The organism is Paenibacillus ginsengihumi DSM 21568, from assembly GCF_000380965.1.
Lineage (GTDB): Bacteria > Bacillota > Bacilli > Paenibacillales > NBRC-103111 > Paenibacillus_G > Paenibacillus_G ginsengihumi.
Genome location: NZ_KB905550.1, coordinates 20543 through 37652, shown reverse-complemented (window position 1 = coordinate 37652; position 17110 = coordinate 20543). Strand labels below are relative to the sequence as shown.

The window sequence follows — 17110 nt, the reverse complement described above, 5'->3', positions numbered from 1 at the left end:
GGCAAAGCAAGCAGAACATGACAGCAAACGGCCTGACGACGCAGTTAAAGCCTGCTTATGGCTTGGGCTAAACCTTCTCCCCCTGCATTCTCTTCTGGGTAATATAATCCGTTTCGTAATAGGCCAGCTCTTCCCGCAGCAGCTCGAAAATTTTGGACAGCTCGATCGTCAAATCGCGCACGGCGCGGTTCGGCTTTTTGCGGAAGCGGATGGCATCCTGGCCGGTATAAGCGTAGCGGCCGTCTTCGGAGTAGCACTCGTTTTTCGGATAGAAGAAGCTGTTCACACAGCTGTGATATACTTCATATAGCACTTTCTCGGAATAATCCACATTGAAATTGGGCCGGCGCAGGGCAACGCCCAATTTCTCATACGCCACCTCGCTGAATACAAGCAGATGCCTCATATCCGTTAAATAGTTTTTATAAAATTCATCCATGGCTTGATCGTTTTCCGTGTTCAACTGCTGCAAGGAGTATGCGTTCAAGAACTGCTCCAACTTGGCAATCGCCTCGCTCAGCTTCGATCTTGTCGTTTCGCAAATATTCTTCACATTAAATACTGCCATTCCCCAAAGACCTCCTCGGCTATTAAAACCAAAACCTCGATAATGTTGTAAAAGACGCTCTCCCTTCATCCTACCACAAAATAGAGGCAAAAGTAATATACAAAAAAACCATTCCCACAATTCCCCTTTCATGCCGTTCTTCGCATGTGATAAGTTCCCTTCGTCCGGGAATCTTAAGCCTTAGGGATCGATCACGAACCGAGCTACGGAGGGATTTGCTGATGTGGAAATATATTGTCACGCTGGCTGCGGTGATTGCAGGGGCCTTCATGCTTCTGCCTCGCGAAGGAAACACTCCCGCTCCGAATCCGGAAACGGTCACCCCGGCGTCCGAGCTGCGCATGTCCGAGCTGCGCATGAAGGAAGCGACGCTGAATCAGGACGTTGCCCTGACCGGCGTGCTGTGCCGCAGCCAATGCAGCACCGAGCTTCGCCGGAACGCGCAGGCAATGAGCGGTAAATCCGGCGACGAACAGCGCAAAACGATGGAGGCGGTGCGGGCGCAGCATCCTCATATGGAGCGGCTGTATTGGACGCGCCGCGGAGAGCCGCTCGACCGTGCGACGGCGATAGGAAGTCTGAAGGAGGAGGTCAGCAAGGCGGCGGCGCCGATGCTGACGGAAGCGAAACGGCGGGCGGATAACGGCCAGACGTACCAGTCGGATACGTTCCAGGCGGACGGCGGTTCCTATTTTGTATTGACCGAGCCTTCCGGGGACGGGGAGCATGCGATGATCGGGATCGTCAGACAGCATATTTTGCAGCAGGTCGCCGATCATCAGAAAAAAAACTTGCGGATCGTCACATACCCCGCCGAAGGCAACTATAAGATCGAATCGGTCGACTCCCGGACGCTTCGCGATGTTCATGCCGATCACCCGGAAGAAAACGAAGGAACAAGCCATTATCATAAAAACCAGATTGTCGTCAAGTTCAAGAAGGAGCCGACCCAAGCGGAAATCGACTGCATTCGCCAGGACATCGACGCTACCCATATGAAAAAGCTCGGCTACACGTACGTGTTCGAATCGAACAAGCTGGAAGCGAAGCAGCTGATGAATTATTTTCGGGCGCACAACGTCGAATATGCCGAGCCTCACTTCCTGTATTTGACGAACGAAAAGCCGGTCCGTCTGGCGCAGGACAATCCGAATACCGTTGTGCCCAACGATTCGTTGTACCAGCGGTATCAATGGAATTTGCCGCTGATCGAGACCGAGGCAGGCTGGAATGTGAGCAAAGGGTCGTCCGACGTTACGGTAGCGGTCATCGACACCGGGGTCGACCTGAACCATCCCGATCTGCGGGACCAGCTCGCGAGCGGCACCAATGTCGTCAATCCCGACACCGCCCCGAATGACGATGTCGGGCACGGCACGCATGTGGCCGGCGTGATCGGCGCGCTCGTCAACAACCATCTCGGCGTCGCCGGCATGAACTGGTACAGCCGCATCATGCCCGTCAAGGTGCTGGATTCGAGCGGCGCAGGCAGCACGTATGCCGTCGCGCAAGGCATCATCTGGGCGGTCGACAACGGCGCCAAGGTCATCAATATGAGTCTGGGCAATTACGCCGATGCCGAGTTCCTTCACGAGGCCATCAAGTATGCCTACGACCGGGACGTTGTCCTGATTGCGGCCAGCGGCAACGACAATACGGAAACGCCCGGATACCCGGCCGCTTATCCGGAAGTATTCGCCGTCGCGGCGACGGACGCGCAGCGGAACAAGGCGCCGTTCTCCAACTACGGGGACTACATCGATGTAGCGGCGCCGGGAGTCAGCATTGCCAGCACCTATCCGGGCAGCCAGTATGCGGCCTTGTCGGGAACATCGATGGCCAGCCCGCACGTGACGGCGTTGGCCGCGCTCATCCGCTCCGTCAATCCGCAGCTGAGCAACAAAGAGGTGATGCAGATCATGCGCAATACCGCTACGGATCTCGGACCTCAAGGCAAGGACAAATATTACGGCTTCGGCCAAATCGACGTCGCCCGCGCCCTGGAAGCGGCCCGCAAAGGCTCGCTGAGCGAAGAGAAGGCCGTGGAAACGAACAACGACCGGGCGGAAGACCGTCGCGGCAGCCTGATTCGCCTGCTGGAGCGGCTGCTTGGTTATTGAAGACCCTCAATAGCAGCAAGACCTGAGACGCCGGCGATCGACGCCACGGCGAATCAGGTCTTGCTGCCACTTGAAAACAGAAAAAACCGCTTCACATTAAGCGGTTACGAGGTAAGTACACCCTCTGCTGCATATGGTTATAAGGCTCGAAGGAAAGTTTGCCGTAAGCCGGGTTCTGTACTTCCAGTGGTGCTAACGGGAGCCACCCTCCCACCGTTGAAGCGACAATCATCTATCTAGGCCGGCCATTGCTGACCGGCTCCAGCGACCAACCCGAACGCACCCCGGGCAAGGGCTGTTCCCAGGCGGGAACGGCGTTCCATTAGGTCTTGCTCCAGATGGGGTTTACCAGGGGATATGTCACCATAGCCCCTCGTGGTCTCTTACACCACGGTTCCACCCTTGCCTGTGCCTGCCTCTCCTGGACAAGAGACGGCAGGCCATCGGCGGTCCATTTCTGTGGCACTAGCCTTCAGCTCGCGCTGACTGGACGTTATCCAGCATCCTGCCCTATGGAGCCCGGACTTTCCTCTCGCGGCTCGCGGCCGCCAGCGATTGTCTGTCAAACTTTCCTTTGCAACAGATGCAATAGCTAGTATACCGCGAGCAGGGCAAAAAAACAACCGTCTTTCTGCTTCCTGCGCTTCCAGTCCTGCGCGAGACTGCTAGAATCCATTACATACTGCCAAAACTTCTTATATTCCCGGGATTCTTTATATTTCCAGAATCTCTTATATACAGAACTCCTTATATAAAGAGGAACGGCTCGGTATGAATTTCGGATGCGACGACTTCCGTCTTCCATTTGCGCTCGGCCAGCCTGGCGCGGAGCAGCTCGGCAACGCCCCGCTTCATAATTTTCTCCACATTATGCCCCGGGTCGATCAGCGCGATGCCCGCCGCAAGCGCGTCATGCGCCGTATGATAATCGATATCGCCGGTCACCAGCACGTCCGCCCCGGCGAACAGAGCGTGCCGCACATAACGGCTGCCCGAACCGCCCAATACCGCCACCTTGCGCACCACGCGTTCCGGTTCCCCGACGAGCCGGAGAGCCGGCACGTCGAAAACCTTCTTGACCTTCTCGCACAGCGCTCGCAGCGTCATCGCTTCCGGCAGCTTGCCGACCCGGCCCAGCCCGAGCGTCGGGCCGGCCAGCTCCAGCGGATACAGGTCATACGCCACTTCTTCGTAAGGATGCGCCTTGATCATCGCCTGCACCACCTTGCGCTCGACGCTTTGCGTGACGACGGTCTCGATGCGAACCTCCGAAGCGTGCTCCAGCTTGCCTTGTTCCCCGATGAACGGATCCGTCCCTTCGCGCGGCATGAAGGTGCCCGTTCCCTCGAGATTGAAGCTGCAGTGGCTGTAATTGCCGATCCAGCCGCCGCCGGCCTGGAACATCGCATCCCGCACCTTGTCGGCATGCGTAACGGGAACGAAGACGACCAGCTTCTTCAAGCGCTCGGTATAAACCTCGTCCAGCGGCACGGTACCGCCCAGCTCCAAAGCATCGGCCATCATATCGTTGATGCCGCCCTTAGTCACATCGAGGTTCGTATGCGCTATGTATACGGCAATATCGTGCTTGATCAGCTTCTCGTACAGCCGCCCCGCCGGCGTATCCGTCTGAATATGCGGCAGCGGACGGAAAATAATCGCATGATGCGCGATAATCAAATCCGCCTGCTGGCGGATCGCCTCTTCGACCACCGCGTCCGTAACGTCCAGCGTCACCAGCACCTTGCGGATTTCCTTGTTCAATGTGCCGAGCTGCAGGCCGATCTTATCGTCCGGCACGGCATAAGCCTTCGGCGCGATCTCCTCCATCAATTGGACGACGGCTTGACCTTTTGCGAACATCGCAGCACCTCCCTGATTTGTTCCATTTCATTGAGCAGCTCCGTTCGTTTTTGCTGCGAAGCCTCCGCATTGGAGTTGCCAAGCTGATCCGCGATCATCTGCAGCTTGTCCAGCTCCCGCTCCCATTTGGCCGCCCAAACCGGCGGCGCTTGATCCGTCAAATATGGGCCCAGCTTAAGCAGCAGCTCGCGGCCTGCAGCCGCCTGTTCTCCCGGCCAGCGGCGCTCCCGGTACAGCTTACTGTTAGTCAGCGGCGCATCCCCTTCGGGGACGGCCGTCAAAATCTCGTAAATTTTCCCGTCTTCCTCCAAAATCCGCTCGCCGGTCAGCACCCAGCCGTGCGCATACAGCCACTCTCTGACGATAAATTCGCCGACGTTCGGCTGCAGCACGAGCCTTCGCACGCCGCTCAGCTTATCGAGCCCTTGGCCGAGGATCGAAGCGATCAGCGCTCCGCCCATGCCGGCAATCGTCACGACATCGGCTTCGCCGGCCTTGACGACGCTCAGCCCGTCCCCGAGCCGAACGTCGATCAGCCCCGCCATGCCGTGAGCCCGCACGTTGCGGTCGGCAGCATCCCGCGGACCGGCGTTCACTTCGCCGGCGATTCCCCGCACGATCGCCCCCCGTTCGGCCAAATAAATCGGCAGCAGAGCATGATCCGAGCCGATGTCGGCCAGACGGCTTCCCGGCGGCACTTCTTCGGCGATCATTTCCAACCGTTTCGACAATCGCAGCATGTTATACAACCCATTCTGTCCATTTTTTTCGCCCGGCGTAGAGCAGCGCGCCTTCCGCCGCCAGCTTGATCAGCAGCATCCACTGCACCGTCATTCCGCCGTACACTTCGGCATAAAGCATACCATACAATTCGGGCATATACCAAACGATCAAACTAATCACGAAGAAGACGAGACCGCCCTGGCGGCTTTTTTCATGAATCATCCAGGCCAGCCAGCAAAACAGCACAGCCAGCGGCAGCCAGCTCAGCTCCAGCGACAGCCAATCGACCGTCCCCAAATGTTGATGCAGCAGCCAGCCATAGCAAAAGATGAGGCTGATCCAGCCGCATATTTGGAACAGCGCCAGCCTGGAGACAAGGCCTGTCAGCAGCCAGACGACACTGCAAAACACGACGTAGCCGACGATAAATACCGCCGAATCCAGCCCGCGCTCCTTGAGCAAATAAACGCCGATAAACAGGATGTAAAGCGAAGCCGTTCCGAGCAAAATGTACGCCGCCAGCGGCTCGCTCCCGCGCTTCCTTGCGGCCCAGCCGTAGCAAAACGCCAATAGCAGCACCGACAGCCCGATTTGCATTGGCAGCGGAAAAGCGCTAAAATTAAGTACAGCGAACGAAATGGCACATAAAGTAAAAACAACCAAAATCCACATAATCCAGTGGCTGTTGCGAATGCGCGCCGGATTGATTTTTAACAGACCGAGACTGACGGTTTTGTCCGGTTTGTCCGTATCCATATACAGATTCAGCAAAAAATCGCAGTAATGCTCGGGAAGCAGCCGATTATTGCGCCAATGCTCGATTTCGCGGGCGATCATTTTTCTTTTCTCATCCGATAAATCCATGGGACGATCCCTACTTTCCCTCTGTGTCGAAAATCAGGCTAGACGCCTTGTCGAGCGATTCCTTCGTCATCGGTCATCGCCTGCCATACATAATTTATCGGCTTCATGGCGGCAATAAATAAGACCTTGCCGCGGGTACGCGGAAAGGTCTTCAGACTTGAGCTCGCTATGCTTATTCGAGGAAATCCTTGAGCCGTTTGCTGCGGCTCGGATGGCGCAGCTTGCGCAGCGCCTTGGCCTCAATCTGGCGGATGCGCTCCCGCGTAACGCCGAACACCTTGCCGACCTCTTCCAAGGTCCGGGTACGGCCGTCATCCAGCCCGAAGCGAAGCCGCAGCACGTTCTCCTCCCGCTCGGTGAGCGTATCCAGCACATCCTCCAGCTGTTCTTTCAGCAGCTCGTAGGCCGCCGCATCTGCCGGCGCCAGCGCCTCCTGATCCTCGATGAAATCTCCCAGATGGGAATCGTCTTCCTCGCCGATCGGCGTCTCCAGCGAAACCGGCTCCTGGGCGATCTTCATAATCTCCCGCACCTTGTCGGTGCTCAGCTCCATCTCCTTGGCGATTTCCTCCGGCGTAGGCTCGCGCCCCAGCTCCTGCAGCAGCTGGCGGGATACGCGGATGAGCTTGTTGATCGTCTCGACCATATGTACCGGGATACGGATCGTCCGCGCCTGATCGGCGATCGCCCGGGTAATCGCCTGACGAATCCACCAGGTGGCATACGTGCTGAATTTGAACCCCTTGGACTGATCGAATTTCTCGACCGCTTTAATAAGCCCCATGTTGCCTTCCTGGATAAGATCCAGGAACAGCATGCCGCGGCCGACATAACGCTTGGCGATGCTGACGACAAGCCGGAGATTCGCTTCGGCGAGGCGGCGCTTCGCTTCCTCGTCGCCCTGCTCGATCCGCTTCGCCAGCTCCACTTCGTCTTCCGCCGACAAGAGAGGCACCCGCCCGATTTCCTTCAGGTACATACGGACCGGATCGTTAATTTTGATGCCGGGAGGCAGAGACAAATCGTCATCGAAATGGAAGTCGTCGTGCTCCGCGTCCAGCGCCCCCATGTCTGGTTCGTCGTCATCGGATTCATTGCCGACATCGATGCCCATTTCCTGCAAATGCTCGAAAAACTCGTCGATTTGCTCCGGATCCTGATCGAAGGGAGCCAGCTTCTCCATAATTTCTTTGTACGTTAACGAAGAACGCTTCTTCCCTTGTTCAATCAGCAAATCCTTAACCTGCTCCAGCGTCAATTCTGTCTCTATATCCGTACGTTGATCGTTCGCCATTATACCTAAACTCCCTCCTCCCTAGAACGCACCCTCGATTCCCGCGACCGGAATCAGGATGTTTTGAGCTGCCTTTCTAGGGAAATAATCTCACTGCCTATGAGTGCGGCACGCCGTATATCCCCCGAACGTTCAGCACTGATCATTTCTTCTCTCTTATTCTCTATTGCGCGCTGCAGCGGAACCTTCTTGATCTCGCGTATGCAATCGTCGATCGCCTGGCTGTTCATCGCTTGCCCGAAGTCGGACAAGAGCAGGGAACTGGCCAGCGACTCCAGCTCTTCATCCTGCAAGGTGCCGATGAAGGCGCCTGCGCCGGGCTCAAGCCCTTGAGCGTAATATGCGTACAGATGAGCTGCCAGCGCGGCATGCGCTTCAACGTTGAATTGATCGCCGAGCTGACGTTCGACATAAAGCGATAGATCCCGATCCGTCATCATTGCCGCCAGCAGCTGGCGTTCCGCATTATGATAAGCAGGAAACAATGAAGGAGTACGTTTCCGGGCTCTTCCGTCATTCATAACATTATTCCACGAATCGGTTAGATTATCCCCGGGTTTCGCGTTTTTTTCCGCTTTAAGCCTGAATTCATTCATCGTCTGCATCGCAGTTTCGAATGCGTAATTGAACTCGCTCGACAGCTCTCGCACATAATGCTCTCTCTCGATCGGCAGCGGCAATCCGGCTATCAGCCTCAGCGCTTGTTGAATATATCTGAGCTTCTCCCCATCCTCCTGCAATCGATAGTCTTTGCGAAAATAGATTAATTTATATTTGATCGACGGTACGGCAGCGTGAATCGCTTCCCGTACGAATCGTTCGGAACCGTAGGCCGTAATGAACTCGTCCGGATCTTTCCCCCCCGTCAGAACGGCTACCCGCACCTGCAGGCCGGCCTTTTCCAATATGGGGATGCTCTTGTAAGCCGCGGTCTGACCCGCATGATCTCCGTCATAGACGATCACGACCCGTTGGGCCAATTTGCGAATGATCCCCGCATGCTCCGGAGTCAGCGCCGTGCCCATCGTGGCGACAACGTTCTCCACCCCTGCCTCCCACGCCTTGATCACGTCCATATAGCCTTCCATCAGCACAAGCTCCCCCGTCTTGCGGATCTTGGCTCGCGCCCGGTTCAGATTGTAGAGCGTCCGGCTTTTGTGGAAGAGTATGGACTCCGGGCTGTTCAAATACTTGGCGTTTGATTCGCCGAGCGCCCGGCCGGCAAAAGCGATCAGCCCGCCCTGCGCGTTGTGGATCGGGAAGATGATGCGGTCGCGGAACTTGTCGTAATAGCCGCCGCCCTCCTGCCTGGCGGAGACGAGTCCTCCCTGCTCCATCAGCGGCATCGGAAAGCCTCTCTTCTCGAGCAGCTCGGCCAGCTTGCTCCAGTGGGCGTAAGCGTAGCCGATGCCGAACGTCTCGATCAGCCGGTCGTTCAATCCCCTCTTATGCAAATATTCACGCGCCGGCTTGCCCTGCTCGGTATTCATCAGAATATACTGATAAAGCTTTCCCGCCCATTCGTAAGCCTCCAGCAGCTTCCGGCGGTCCTTCTGCTCCTGCGTCTCGGGCATGCCGTCCAGCGTTTCGCCGATGGAAATGTGGGCTTCCGCGGCCAGTCTGCGCGCCGCTTCGCCGAAGCTGATGCCCTCCACTTCCTTGACGAAGCGGATCAGATTGCCGCCCGCTCCGCAGCCGAAGCAGTAATAAATCTGCTTCTCCGGTGTTACAGTGAATGACGGCGATTTTTCGGAATGAAAAGGACACAGTCCCTTCATGTATTGCCCCTGCTTCGTCAATTGAACGTATCTGCCCACAATGTCGGTGATATCGTGAGCGCGCAGAATTGCTTCGATGATCTCGTCAGGTATGCGTCCGTTACTCATCCTTTCCACCTTCATTCGAATTAAACAGTAATATTATTCGCTATTCGGCCCCATTCTCCTGCAAGTGAAGCAAAACTTTTGTCAAAGATTGTAGAAAAAAATGTCGATCTGCGTCAGTCATCGCCCTCGGGCCTTTGCCGTGCTTTCCCCCGCGTCTTTGTCTGCTTTGTTCGTTTCTCCGCTCCAGCAAAAAATCGATGGTCTTGTCGCTGTACAGCTGTCCTCTATTGGAGAGGACGACAGCCTGCTTTCCCAGCGCAAGCGCGGCCAGCCCAAAGTCCTGCGTCACGAGAACGTCGCCCTTGCGAATGCGGTTCGCGATATACAGGTCTGCGGATTGAGCCGAACGGTCGACCTGCACGATGCTGACGCCGGGCCGCTCCGGCAGCCTGTGAGCGTAGGAGGCGACCATCAGCACAGGAACGCCGAAGGCCTGCGCCGTCTCGGCAATTTCCGTCTTCACCGGACAAGCGTCGGCATCGACAATGATTGTGGGCCGCATAGTAAGCATCACCGATTTCCGCTTGAAAGTTCTACCGTAATATTATATACGATGAATTTGGAAAAAATCCTGCTATCCTCGCGAAGATCGGCGCTGTCTTTGCGTCTTTCGTTCCAGCTTCGATCATTTTCCGTACGCTTCGATAATGAGGCTGGCCGTTTCTTCGACCGCTTTGTCCGATACATCGATAACGATGCAGCCGATCCGCTTCATGACGCTGTCCGCGTAGTCCAGCTCGCGGGCGATCCGCTCCGCATTGGCATACATAGCGCTGCCGGGAAGTCCGAGCGCCTTGAGCCGCTCCGAGCGAATCCGGTTCAGCTTGATCGGATCGATGCGAAGTCCGACGATTTTGCGGCTCGGCGCGGTAAACAGCTGCTCCGGCAGCGAAATTTCCGGAACGAGCGGCACGTTCGCCACCTTGAACATTTTATGGGCCAAATACATCGAGAGCGGCGTCTTGCTCGTGCGGGATACGCCGATCAGCACGATATCAGCCTGCAAAATGCCATTAAAATCCCGGCCGTCGTCGTATTTGACGGCGAATTCGACCGCCTCCATCTTCCTGAAGTAGTCCGCATCCAGCTTATGGTTCATGCCCGGCTCGCGCAGCGCCGACCGGTTGAGCGCCTGCTCCAGCGCGCTGACGATCGGGCCGAGCAGGTCGACTGCCGGAATGCGCCTGCGCTCGCACAGCTCCAGCAAATATTCGCGCAGCTCGGACACGACCAGCGTAAAGACGATCAGTCCGCCTCCTGCCGCAACTTCGTCAACGAGCCGCTTGATCCCCTGCTTGTCCTGAAGAAAAGGCACGCGCCGAATCTCGACCGGCTGGGGATAGAACTGAACCGCAGCCGCCCGCACGACGGCTTCCCCCGTATCTCCCGCCGCATCCGACACCGCATAAATAACCGGTACCAAGAATAGCTTCACTCCCTATTCGACTGTATAGACGCCTGGAACGAGCTTCCTTCCATCATCGGCCGTCTCCTTCGGCTCGCCGGACATTGGCCGGCACGAGCATCCAATTCCCAGATCACTTATACAAGTATATACGCAGAAAATGCCGATTCGGTTGTGGAAACGGAAAATTCCCGTCCGCCATCGCCTGCCGCATGGTGAAACGGGAATTCCCGCCTTCTTCATTATATTGAAAAACAGATCATTCCATGTTTACTTTATATCCCGTACTTGTCCATTTGCTCAAGAAACGAACGCGATTTCAGCGCGATGCCGACATGCGCATCGTAATAGGTCCGAATCAAGCCCTGGACGAACGCCTTCGTCTCCGGCCGGACATTGATCGCGCCGAGCCGCCGCACGTCCGTATGCAGCAGCAGCCTGAGCAGCTTATGTACGCCTGCGGTCAGCGGGTACGCCTGCGGGTCCTTCATTCGGCAGCGCTCGCACAGGATGCCGCCCATCCCGACGCTGAAGGCGGCGAAGCCCGCATCGGAACGGCACGATACGCAGGCGTTAAGCTCGGGAACGACGCCGGCGTGGGCGAGCATCTTCATCTCGTACAGATGGCCGACGATCGCCGGGTCTTTGCCCTCCTCCATTGCCGCGAAGCTCGCTTTCAGCTGTTCAAACAAAAAAAGCTGTCCCTCCTGATCGGCGATCATCCGGTCGGTCAGCTCCGCCAGATAAGACGCCCGGGCAGCTAAGTGCAGATCTTCTCTGATGCGATGGTGCGCTTCGACGATTTCTGCATGATTCAACGAACCGAGCGACCCTCCCGATTGAAAATAAGAGTAATCGCCGTATGTGAACAGCTGAGCCGCCGACCCGAAGCGGCTCTTGACCTTCTTCGCGCCGCGGGCGACGAAGCTGACCTTTCCCTGCTCCTTGGAAAACAGCGTCAAAATTTTGTTGCCTTCCCCGTAATCCATGCTGCGGATGACGAGTCCGTGTACTCTATACTGCATCGTCGAATCGCTTCCTCCGGAAGATCGTTTATGATGAAGATAAGGTCGAATGAAGCGCCGCTTCCGTCCGGTTCGTTCCCGCGTCCGCCAGTTCCTCGCCTTCGCCCATTTCACTGCGGGCGATTTCTTTGTAAAGCAGGTAAGCATCCACATCGCCAGTCATCGAAAAATACGTCCAGGAAAAATCTCTCAACTTCAGTTCATCCTCTCCATGGGACATAAGTTGCTTTGGTTGCCTATGACGAGCAATTCCTTACGTCAAGATATACGCCTATGACGAGCGCTTCCTTTCGTCATCGGTCGTCACCTGCGGTGTTGAAATTTTGTCGGCGTATATCGCCAAATTTTCAAGATAGGATTAGGATGAGATGTTTCGACTGGAAATATGCTCTAAAAAAATTGGCAGGTATGAAATGCTTGCTCCGGGATTGCGGCGTCGAACCGGGCGGACGGCTTATGCGGCGCCGGTTATTCGTGCCGGAAGCCGAGATCGCGAAGAATATGCTCCCGGTTGCGCCAATCCTTCTTGACCTTGACCCACAGCTCCAGGAACGTCTTGGAACCGAGCAGCGCCTCGATGTCCGCTCTCGCCTGGCGGCCCACTTCCTTCAGCATGGCCCCGTTTTTGCCGATCACGATGCCCTTTTGCGAGTCCCGCTCGACGAAGATAATCGCGGAAATATGCACGACGCCGTTGTCCTGGGCCCGCATATCCTCGATGGCGACGGCGATCGAATGGGGGACCTCCTCGCGGGTCAAATGAAGAATTTTCTCCCGGATCAGCTCGGCGCAGACGAACTGCTCCGGATGATCGGTCACCTGGTCCGCCGGATAATACTGCGGTCCTTCCGGCAAATAGCGGATGACCTGCTCGAGCAGCGTAGGCACGTTGTTTCCGTACATGGCGGAGATCGGCACGATCTCGGCGAACGGATACAGCTCCTTGTACTGCGCGATGATCGGCAGGAGCGCCTCCGGATGCACCTGATCGATCTTGTTCATAACCAGAATAACCGGCGTCTTCGTCTTCTTGAGCTGTTCGATAATGTAGCGGTCCCCGCCGCCGAGCCCTTCGGCCACGTCGACGAGAAACAGGATCGCATCGACCTCGCTCAGCGCGCTTTCGGCCGATTGCATCATATAATTGCCGAGCTTCGAGCTCGGCTTGTGTATGCCCGGCGTATCGAGGAACACGATCTGCGCATGCTCCGTCGTATATACGCCGTGAATTTTGTTCCGCGTCGTTTGCGGCTTGTCGCTCATGATCGCGATTTTTTGCCCGATCATCTGATTCATCAGCGTCGATTTGCCTACATTGGGCCGGCCGATAATGGCCGCGAAGCCCGAGCGAAAAGGAGCGTTCTCATGAGTTGCTGACATTACGATTGCTTTCCTCCGTCCAAGTCTTTGGGTGTAAATGCGCCCGGCAGCAGCTCGGCCACTGTCCTGACGGCGACTTCTCCGCGCAGATTCGCCATATATACCGGCATATCCGGCGCGCAAAGCTCCGCCATCACCTGCCGGCAGACGCCGCAGGGCGCAATCGGCGCTTCGGTATCCCCGATGACGGCCAGCGCCCGGAACGAGCGGGGGGCGGCGCCGTCCGCGATCGCCCGGAACAGCGCGGTGCGCTCGGCGCAATTGGTCGGTCCGTAGGCCGCGTTCTCGACGTTGCAGCCCAGATGCGCCCTGCCTTCCGCATCGAGCAGCGCGCTGCCTACCTTGAAGCGGGAATACGGCGCGTAAGCGCGCTCCCGCGCTTCCCTGGCCAGCCGAATCAGCTCTGCCTCATTCATTCAAGCCCCTCCGTTTTAGCGGATCAAATATAAATAGTATGCCAAATAGGCCGTAAAACTACCGAGCGCGGCGCCCAATAGCAGCGAGGATATCGAGCGCTCGCCCTTCTCCCACAGCGTCAGGCACAAGAGACCGGCCAGAAAAAAAGCGAGCAGCGCAGGCAGCGTCTGTTCCGTCCGGCAGGCGATCAGCGCCGCGGCGGCAAAGGAGATGGCGGCCAACAGGCTCGGCTTCCAGCGGAAGCCGCTCTTCGCGAAGCGTGTCTGAGCCGCAATAACGGCCAGCGCCAGCAGGCTGAGCAACAGCCATACCGTCCCTTCCGGCGGCGCGGCGCCCTCCAGGCCTCTCGCCTGCCTGAGCCACCGGTCAACCGGCTCATAGAAGACGATCATGCCCGTCACAGCGGCAAAAGCCGCCGTCACGAGAACGGAGGCTGCGGCGACGTCTTTCGCGATTTTGGCCAGCGAATGAAGCTCCGGCATCGCCAGATCGACAGCCTTCTCCACGGCCGTATTGATCAGCTCCGTCACGATGACGAGCGTCACGGCAAGCAGCAGAAACAGAATGTCGTATTTCGTCAGCCGGAAAAAGAGCGCCAGCGTCAAAACGACCAAAGCGGCGGCGAAATGAAACTTCATGTTCCGCTGCGTCGCCAGCGCGTACTTGACGCCTTCGTACGCGTACCGGAAGCTGCGCTGCCACTTGACCGGCTGCTTCACCGCGTCAGTCCCGCCTGCTGCAAGATGTCCTCCTGCCGGCTGAACATCGCCTTCTCCTCTTCCTCCGTATTGTGGTCGTAGCCGATCAGATGAAGGAAGCCGTGAACGAACAGGAACCCGAGCTCCCGTTCAATAGAATGTCCGTATTCCTGCGCCTGGGCGATCGCCCGGGGCACGGATATGACGATGTCCCCCAGCGGCTCCTCGTATGACTCGCCCTCCTCCTCATCCTCGGCTTCGTCGTGGCCGGCGTCCGGGGCGAAATCGTCGTCCGCGAACTCCTCGTCGCCGAAGACGATCGTAAGCTCATCCTCCGTCATCTCGAGCATGGAGAAGGACAGCACGTCGGTCGGCTTGTCGATCCCCCGGTACTGCTTGTTCAATTCGCGAATCGCTTCGTCATCGACGAACGTCAGCGCGACTTCGCCGTCCTTCACCTGCTCGGCGCTGCCGGCCAGGCGAAGCAGCTCCTCGAGTCTGGCGATCAGCTCGTGCGAAATCGAATACTCGTCCTGCTCATCGGTCCATGTCAGTGTCAGTGCCACGGGACAGCTCTCCTTTTATTCCTGAAAATTCGGCCCGGACGGCGGCAGCTCGCTACGCCCGCTTCGCCGCATTCGGCTTCGCTTCCGCGATGTCGCCGGGATATTCGATGCGCGAATGGAAGATGCCGAGCAGCGTTTCGTTCAGCGTCTTGGCGATCTGGTCGAGCTCCTTGAGCGTCAGGTCGCATTCGTTGAACTGGCCGTCGTCCAGCCGGCTTTTAATAATTTTGCGCACCATCGAATCGATCTGCTCCACCGTTGGATTGCGCAAGGAGCGAACGGCAGCCTCGACGCAGTCGGCGATGCCGACGATAGCCGCTTCCTTCGTCTGCGCCTTCGGACCGGGATAGCGGAATTCCTGCTCTTCCGGCGGCTCCTCTCCCCGCTCCTCGGCCTGCTTGCGGGCTTTGTGGTAAAAATACTGCAGCAGCGTCGTGCCGTGATGCTGTTCGGCAATATCGCGAATCGGCTTCGGGATGTTCGCCTCCTTGAGCATTTCGGCGCCGTCCCGGGCGTGGGCGACGATGATCGATTTGCTGAGCGCCGGATCGATCTGGTCGTGCGGATTGCCCATGTTGTTCTGATTTTCGATAAAATAGCTCGGCCGCTTCGTCTTGCCCATGTCGTGATAATAAGCGCCGACCCGGCACAGCAGACCGTCGGCGCCGATCGCCTCGGCGGCGGCTTCGGACAAGTTGCTGACCATGATGCTGTGATGGTACGTCCCCGGCGTCTCCGTCAGCAGCTTGCGCAGCAGCGGATGGTTCGGGTTGGACAGCTCCACCAGCTTCAGCGGCGACAGGATGCCGAAGGCCACCTCCAGAAACGGCAGCAGCCCGATGACGAAGACTGCGGTCAATATTCCGCTGCCGAGCGTGAACGAGGCGGCAAACAGCATGTCCGTCCGCGACGGGAGCTCCTCCATCAGCAGCAGCGACACGATCAGCGCCATGCCGGTCAAGGAAACCATGATGCCGGCCCGCAGGATCGACGAGCGCTGGCTGGCTCTCTGAATCGAGAAGATGGCGGCGAATGAGCTGCCCAGCGCCACGATTCCGTACCGGTAATCGAACGGGTAAGTATGATCGACGTTAAAGACGACGCTGGCGATGACAGCGAGCAGCACCGCCGCCGCGTAGGCCAGATGCATGTCGAGCAGGATGGCGATCAGCATCGCTCCCATTGCCGTCGGCGCCAGGAAGCCGATAAACGGATATTCGAGACTTTGCGCCAGCGAAAATACCTTCATGCCGGCGATCGTCATGACGATCACAAGCGCCAGCATGAGCAGCTGAGCGTTGTTGTGATTGACCGGCAGGCGGCTTTGGCGCACGAAGATGAACAGCACGGCGACGCAGAGCAGCACGAAGAGAAGCAAGCCGACATGAGGCCAATAGCTCGTCTCGTCGCGCAGCAAATTGAGCTCGGCCAGCCGCTTATAGACGTCCTGCGTAATCGGCTCGCCTTTGGCGACGAGCACGTCGTTCTTGTTGATCATCACCGGCTTGACATTTTCCCGGGCCTGCTCTCTCGCTTCGTCCGTTCCTTTCTGATCGTAGAACTTGTTCGGAGTCAGCGCCGTCCGGATCAGCTCCTGAACGATCTCCCTGGACAAGCTCTTGGACAGCGTCGAAGCGTTGACCAGCTCCGGCACCTTCGTCCGCGCCGTCTGGGCGTCCAAAATCTGCTCGTTCATCAGCTTGCCGACAATCTCTTTGGCGACCTCTTCCATGGCCGTCAAATCTTCCTTGGTCAGCCTGGGAATCTTGTAATACACTTCCTCCGGCATGCGGTACTGCTGCTCGCGAAGATTGTTGCGCATTTCGGTCACCAGCAGCTCGCCGTACTGCCCGCTGTCGGTAAATGCTTTTAGCTGGCGGTCCAGATGATCCTGAATGATCGTCGGAATGACCGTCTTGAAGATGTTCACTTTATCGGTCTGGGATACTTCCGCATCCGCATTGATTTGCTGCAGCTTCTCGAAGACGGCGTCGATTGCCGATTCGTTGCGCAGCGCTACGACCTGGTACACCGGCTGCACCCGCTGGGCCGCCTCTTCCTTGGCCCGGTAAGTCTCGGCCTCGTTCTCTACCGCCTTCGGCGCCAAAATGTCCCGCTCGGCGACGGAGCCAAGCTGAATGTCGTACGTCTGCGGCACGATTCTCGGCATGAGCGAAAAATAAATAACGGCGGCAATAACTAAAAACAGAAGAAAGCGCACGAAGGCGCTATATTTCCATCCGTTCAAGCGATATTGAAATTTGCCTTGAAGAGTAACGCGATTATTCATGACGAAAGGTC

Annotated in this window: 16 protein-coding genes and 1 other RNA gene; 1 reads left to right on the top strand and 16 read right to left on the bottom strand. The window is 57.3% G+C overall.

Features of this window, described 5'->3' with window-relative positions; translation table 11 throughout:
* Positions 1-67: 67 nt before the first annotated feature.
* Positions 68-568, bottom strand: a complete 501-nt coding sequence (locus F591_RS0102570) for a YpuI family protein (protein WP_019533020.1) — start codon at positions 566-568, stop codon at positions 68-70.
* Positions 569-789: 221 nt separating this feature from the next.
* Here F591_RS0102570 and F591_RS0102565 point away from each other — a divergent pair, with 221 nt between their 5' ends.
* Positions 790-2688: a S8 family peptidase gene (locus F591_RS0102565; protein WP_019533019.1), complete on the top strand. Its 1899-nt coding sequence runs from the start codon at positions 790-792 to the stop codon at positions 2686-2688.
* A 149-nt stretch (positions 2689-2837) separates the two neighbouring features.
* Here F591_RS0102565 and rnpB read toward each other — a convergent pair.
* The 15 genes from rnpB to F591_RS0102495 form a co-directional block, all read right to left on the bottom strand.
* An RNA gene (rnpB, locus tag F591_RS29400) (RNase P RNA component class A) lies at positions 2838-3259 on the bottom strand.
* Positions 3260-3435: 176 nt separating this feature from the next.
* A complete protein-coding gene (locus tag F591_RS0102560; RefSeq protein WP_019533018.1) occupies positions 3436-4551 on the bottom strand; it encodes a Nif3-like dinuclear metal center hexameric protein in 1116 nt (371 codons plus the stop codon).
* On the bottom strand, positions 4518-5291 hold the full coding sequence (locus F591_RS0102555; RefSeq protein WP_019533017.1) for a tRNA (adenine(22)-N(1))-methyltransferase: 774 nt from the start codon (positions 5289-5291) through the stop codon (positions 4518-4520). Before F591_RS0102555 ends, F591_RS0102560 begins: the two co-directional genes overlap by 34 nt.
* Before the next feature lies 1 nt (position 5292).
* Positions 5293-6138, bottom strand: coding sequence for a hypothetical protein (locus F591_RS0102550; RefSeq protein WP_019533016.1), 846 nt, complete (start codon positions 6136-6138; stop codon positions 5293-5295).
* 172 nt (positions 6139-6310) lie between these two features.
* The gene (rpoD, locus tag F591_RS0102545; protein ID WP_019533015.1) at positions 6311-7432 is read right to left on the bottom strand and encodes an RNA polymerase sigma factor RpoD; all 1122 of its coding nucleotides are present in this window, start codon (positions 7430-7432) and stop codon (positions 6311-6313) included.
* A gap of 53 nt (positions 7433-7485) precedes the next feature.
* On the bottom strand, positions 7486-9318 hold the full coding sequence (gene dnaG, locus F591_RS0102540; RefSeq protein ID WP_019533014.1) for a DNA primase: 1833 nt from the start codon (positions 9316-9318) through the stop codon (positions 7486-7488).
* A gap of 40 nt (positions 9319-9358) precedes the next feature.
* Positions 9359-9829, bottom strand: a complete 471-nt coding sequence (locus F591_RS0102535; RefSeq protein ID WP_019533013.1) for a YaiI/YqxD family protein — start codon at positions 9827-9829, stop codon at positions 9359-9361.
* Between the two features lie 114 nt (positions 9830-9943).
* A complete protein-coding gene (locus F591_RS0102530) occupies positions 9944-10741 on the bottom strand; it encodes a pyruvate, water dikinase regulatory protein (RefSeq protein ID WP_019533012.1) in 798 nt (265 codons plus the stop codon).
* A gap of 257 nt (positions 10742-10998) precedes the next feature.
* Positions 10999-11748 carry a DNA repair protein RecO gene (gene recO, locus F591_RS0102525; RefSeq protein ID WP_019533011.1) on the bottom strand — a complete coding sequence of 250 codons (750 nt, stop codon included), beginning with the start codon at positions 11746-11748 and terminating at the stop codon, positions 10999-11001.
* 28 nt (positions 11749-11776) lie between these two features.
* Positions 11777-11941, bottom strand: coding sequence for a YqzL family protein (locus F591_RS29925; RefSeq protein WP_083935269.1), 165 nt, complete (start codon positions 11939-11941; stop codon positions 11777-11779).
* A gap of 275 nt (positions 11942-12216) precedes the next feature.
* Positions 12217-13128, bottom strand: a complete 912-nt coding sequence (gene era, locus F591_RS0102515) for a GTPase Era (protein WP_019533009.1) — start codon at positions 13126-13128, stop codon at positions 12217-12219.
* Entirely contained in the window at positions 13128-13544 is a 417-nt protein-coding gene (cdd, locus tag F591_RS0102510) for a cytidine deaminase (protein WP_019533008.1), read from the bottom strand. Before cdd ends, era begins: the two co-directional genes overlap by 1 nt.
* 15 nt (positions 13545-13559) lie before the next feature.
* The gene (locus F591_RS0102505) at positions 13560-14264 is read right to left on the bottom strand and encodes a diacylglycerol kinase family protein (RefSeq protein WP_019533007.1); all 705 of its coding nucleotides are present in this window, start codon (positions 14262-14264) and stop codon (positions 13560-13562) included.
* Positions 14261-14809: an rRNA maturation RNase YbeY gene (ybeY, locus tag F591_RS0102500; protein ID WP_019533006.1), complete on the bottom strand. Its 549-nt coding sequence runs from the start codon at positions 14807-14809 to the stop codon at positions 14261-14263. Before ybeY ends, F591_RS0102505 begins: the two co-directional genes overlap by 4 nt.
* Before the next feature lie 52 nt (positions 14810-14861).
* Entirely contained in the window at positions 14862-17099 is a 2238-nt protein-coding gene (locus F591_RS0102495; RefSeq protein WP_019533005.1) for an HD family phosphohydrolase, read from the bottom strand.
* Positions 17100-17110: the final 11 nt, after the last annotated feature.

Bases quoted from the DNA above. Each gene is read 5' to 3' on its own strand.
- F591_RS0102570 (WP_019533020.1), bottom strand. From the start codon at position 568: ATGGCAGTATTTAATGTGAAGAATATTTGCGAAACGACAAGATCGAAG.
- F591_RS0102565 (WP_019533019.1), top strand. From the start codon at position 790: ATGTGGAAATATATTGTCACGCTGGCTGCGGTGATTGCAGGGGCCTTC.
- F591_RS0102560 (WP_019533018.1), bottom strand. From the start codon at position 4,551: ATGTTCGCAAAAGGTCAAGCCGTCGTCCAATTGATGGAGGAGATCGCG.
- F591_RS0102555 (WP_019533017.1), bottom strand. From the start codon at position 5,291: ATGCTGCGATTGTCGAAACGGTTGGAAATGATCGCCGAAGAAGTGCCG.
- F591_RS0102550 (WP_019533016.1), bottom strand. From the start codon at position 6,138: ATGGATTTATCGGATGAGAAAAGAAAAATGATCGCCCGCGAAATCGAG.
- rpoD (WP_019533015.1), bottom strand. From the start codon at position 7,432: ATGGCGAACGATCAACGTACGGATATAGAGACAGAATTGACGCTGGAG.
- dnaG (WP_019533014.1), bottom strand. From the start codon at position 9,318: ATGAGTAACGGACGCATACCTGACGAGATCATCGAAGCAATTCTGCGC.
- F591_RS0102535 (WP_019533013.1), bottom strand. From the start codon at position 9,829: ATGCTTACTATGCGGCCCACAATCATTGTCGATGCCGACGCTTGTCCG.
- recO (WP_019533011.1), bottom strand. From the start codon at position 11,748: ATGCAGTATAGAGTACACGGACTCGTCATCCGCAGCATGGATTACGGG.
- era (WP_019533009.1), bottom strand. From the start codon at position 13,128: ATGTCAGCAACTCATGAGAACGCTCCTTTTCGCTCGGGCTTCGCGGCC.
- cdd (WP_019533008.1), bottom strand. From the start codon at position 13,544: ATGAATGAGGCAGAGCTGATTCGGCTGGCCAGGGAAGCGCGGGAGCGC.
- F591_RS0102495 (WP_019533005.1), bottom strand. From the start codon at position 17,099: ATGAATAATCGCGTTACTCTTCAAGGCAAATTTCAATATCGCTTGAAC.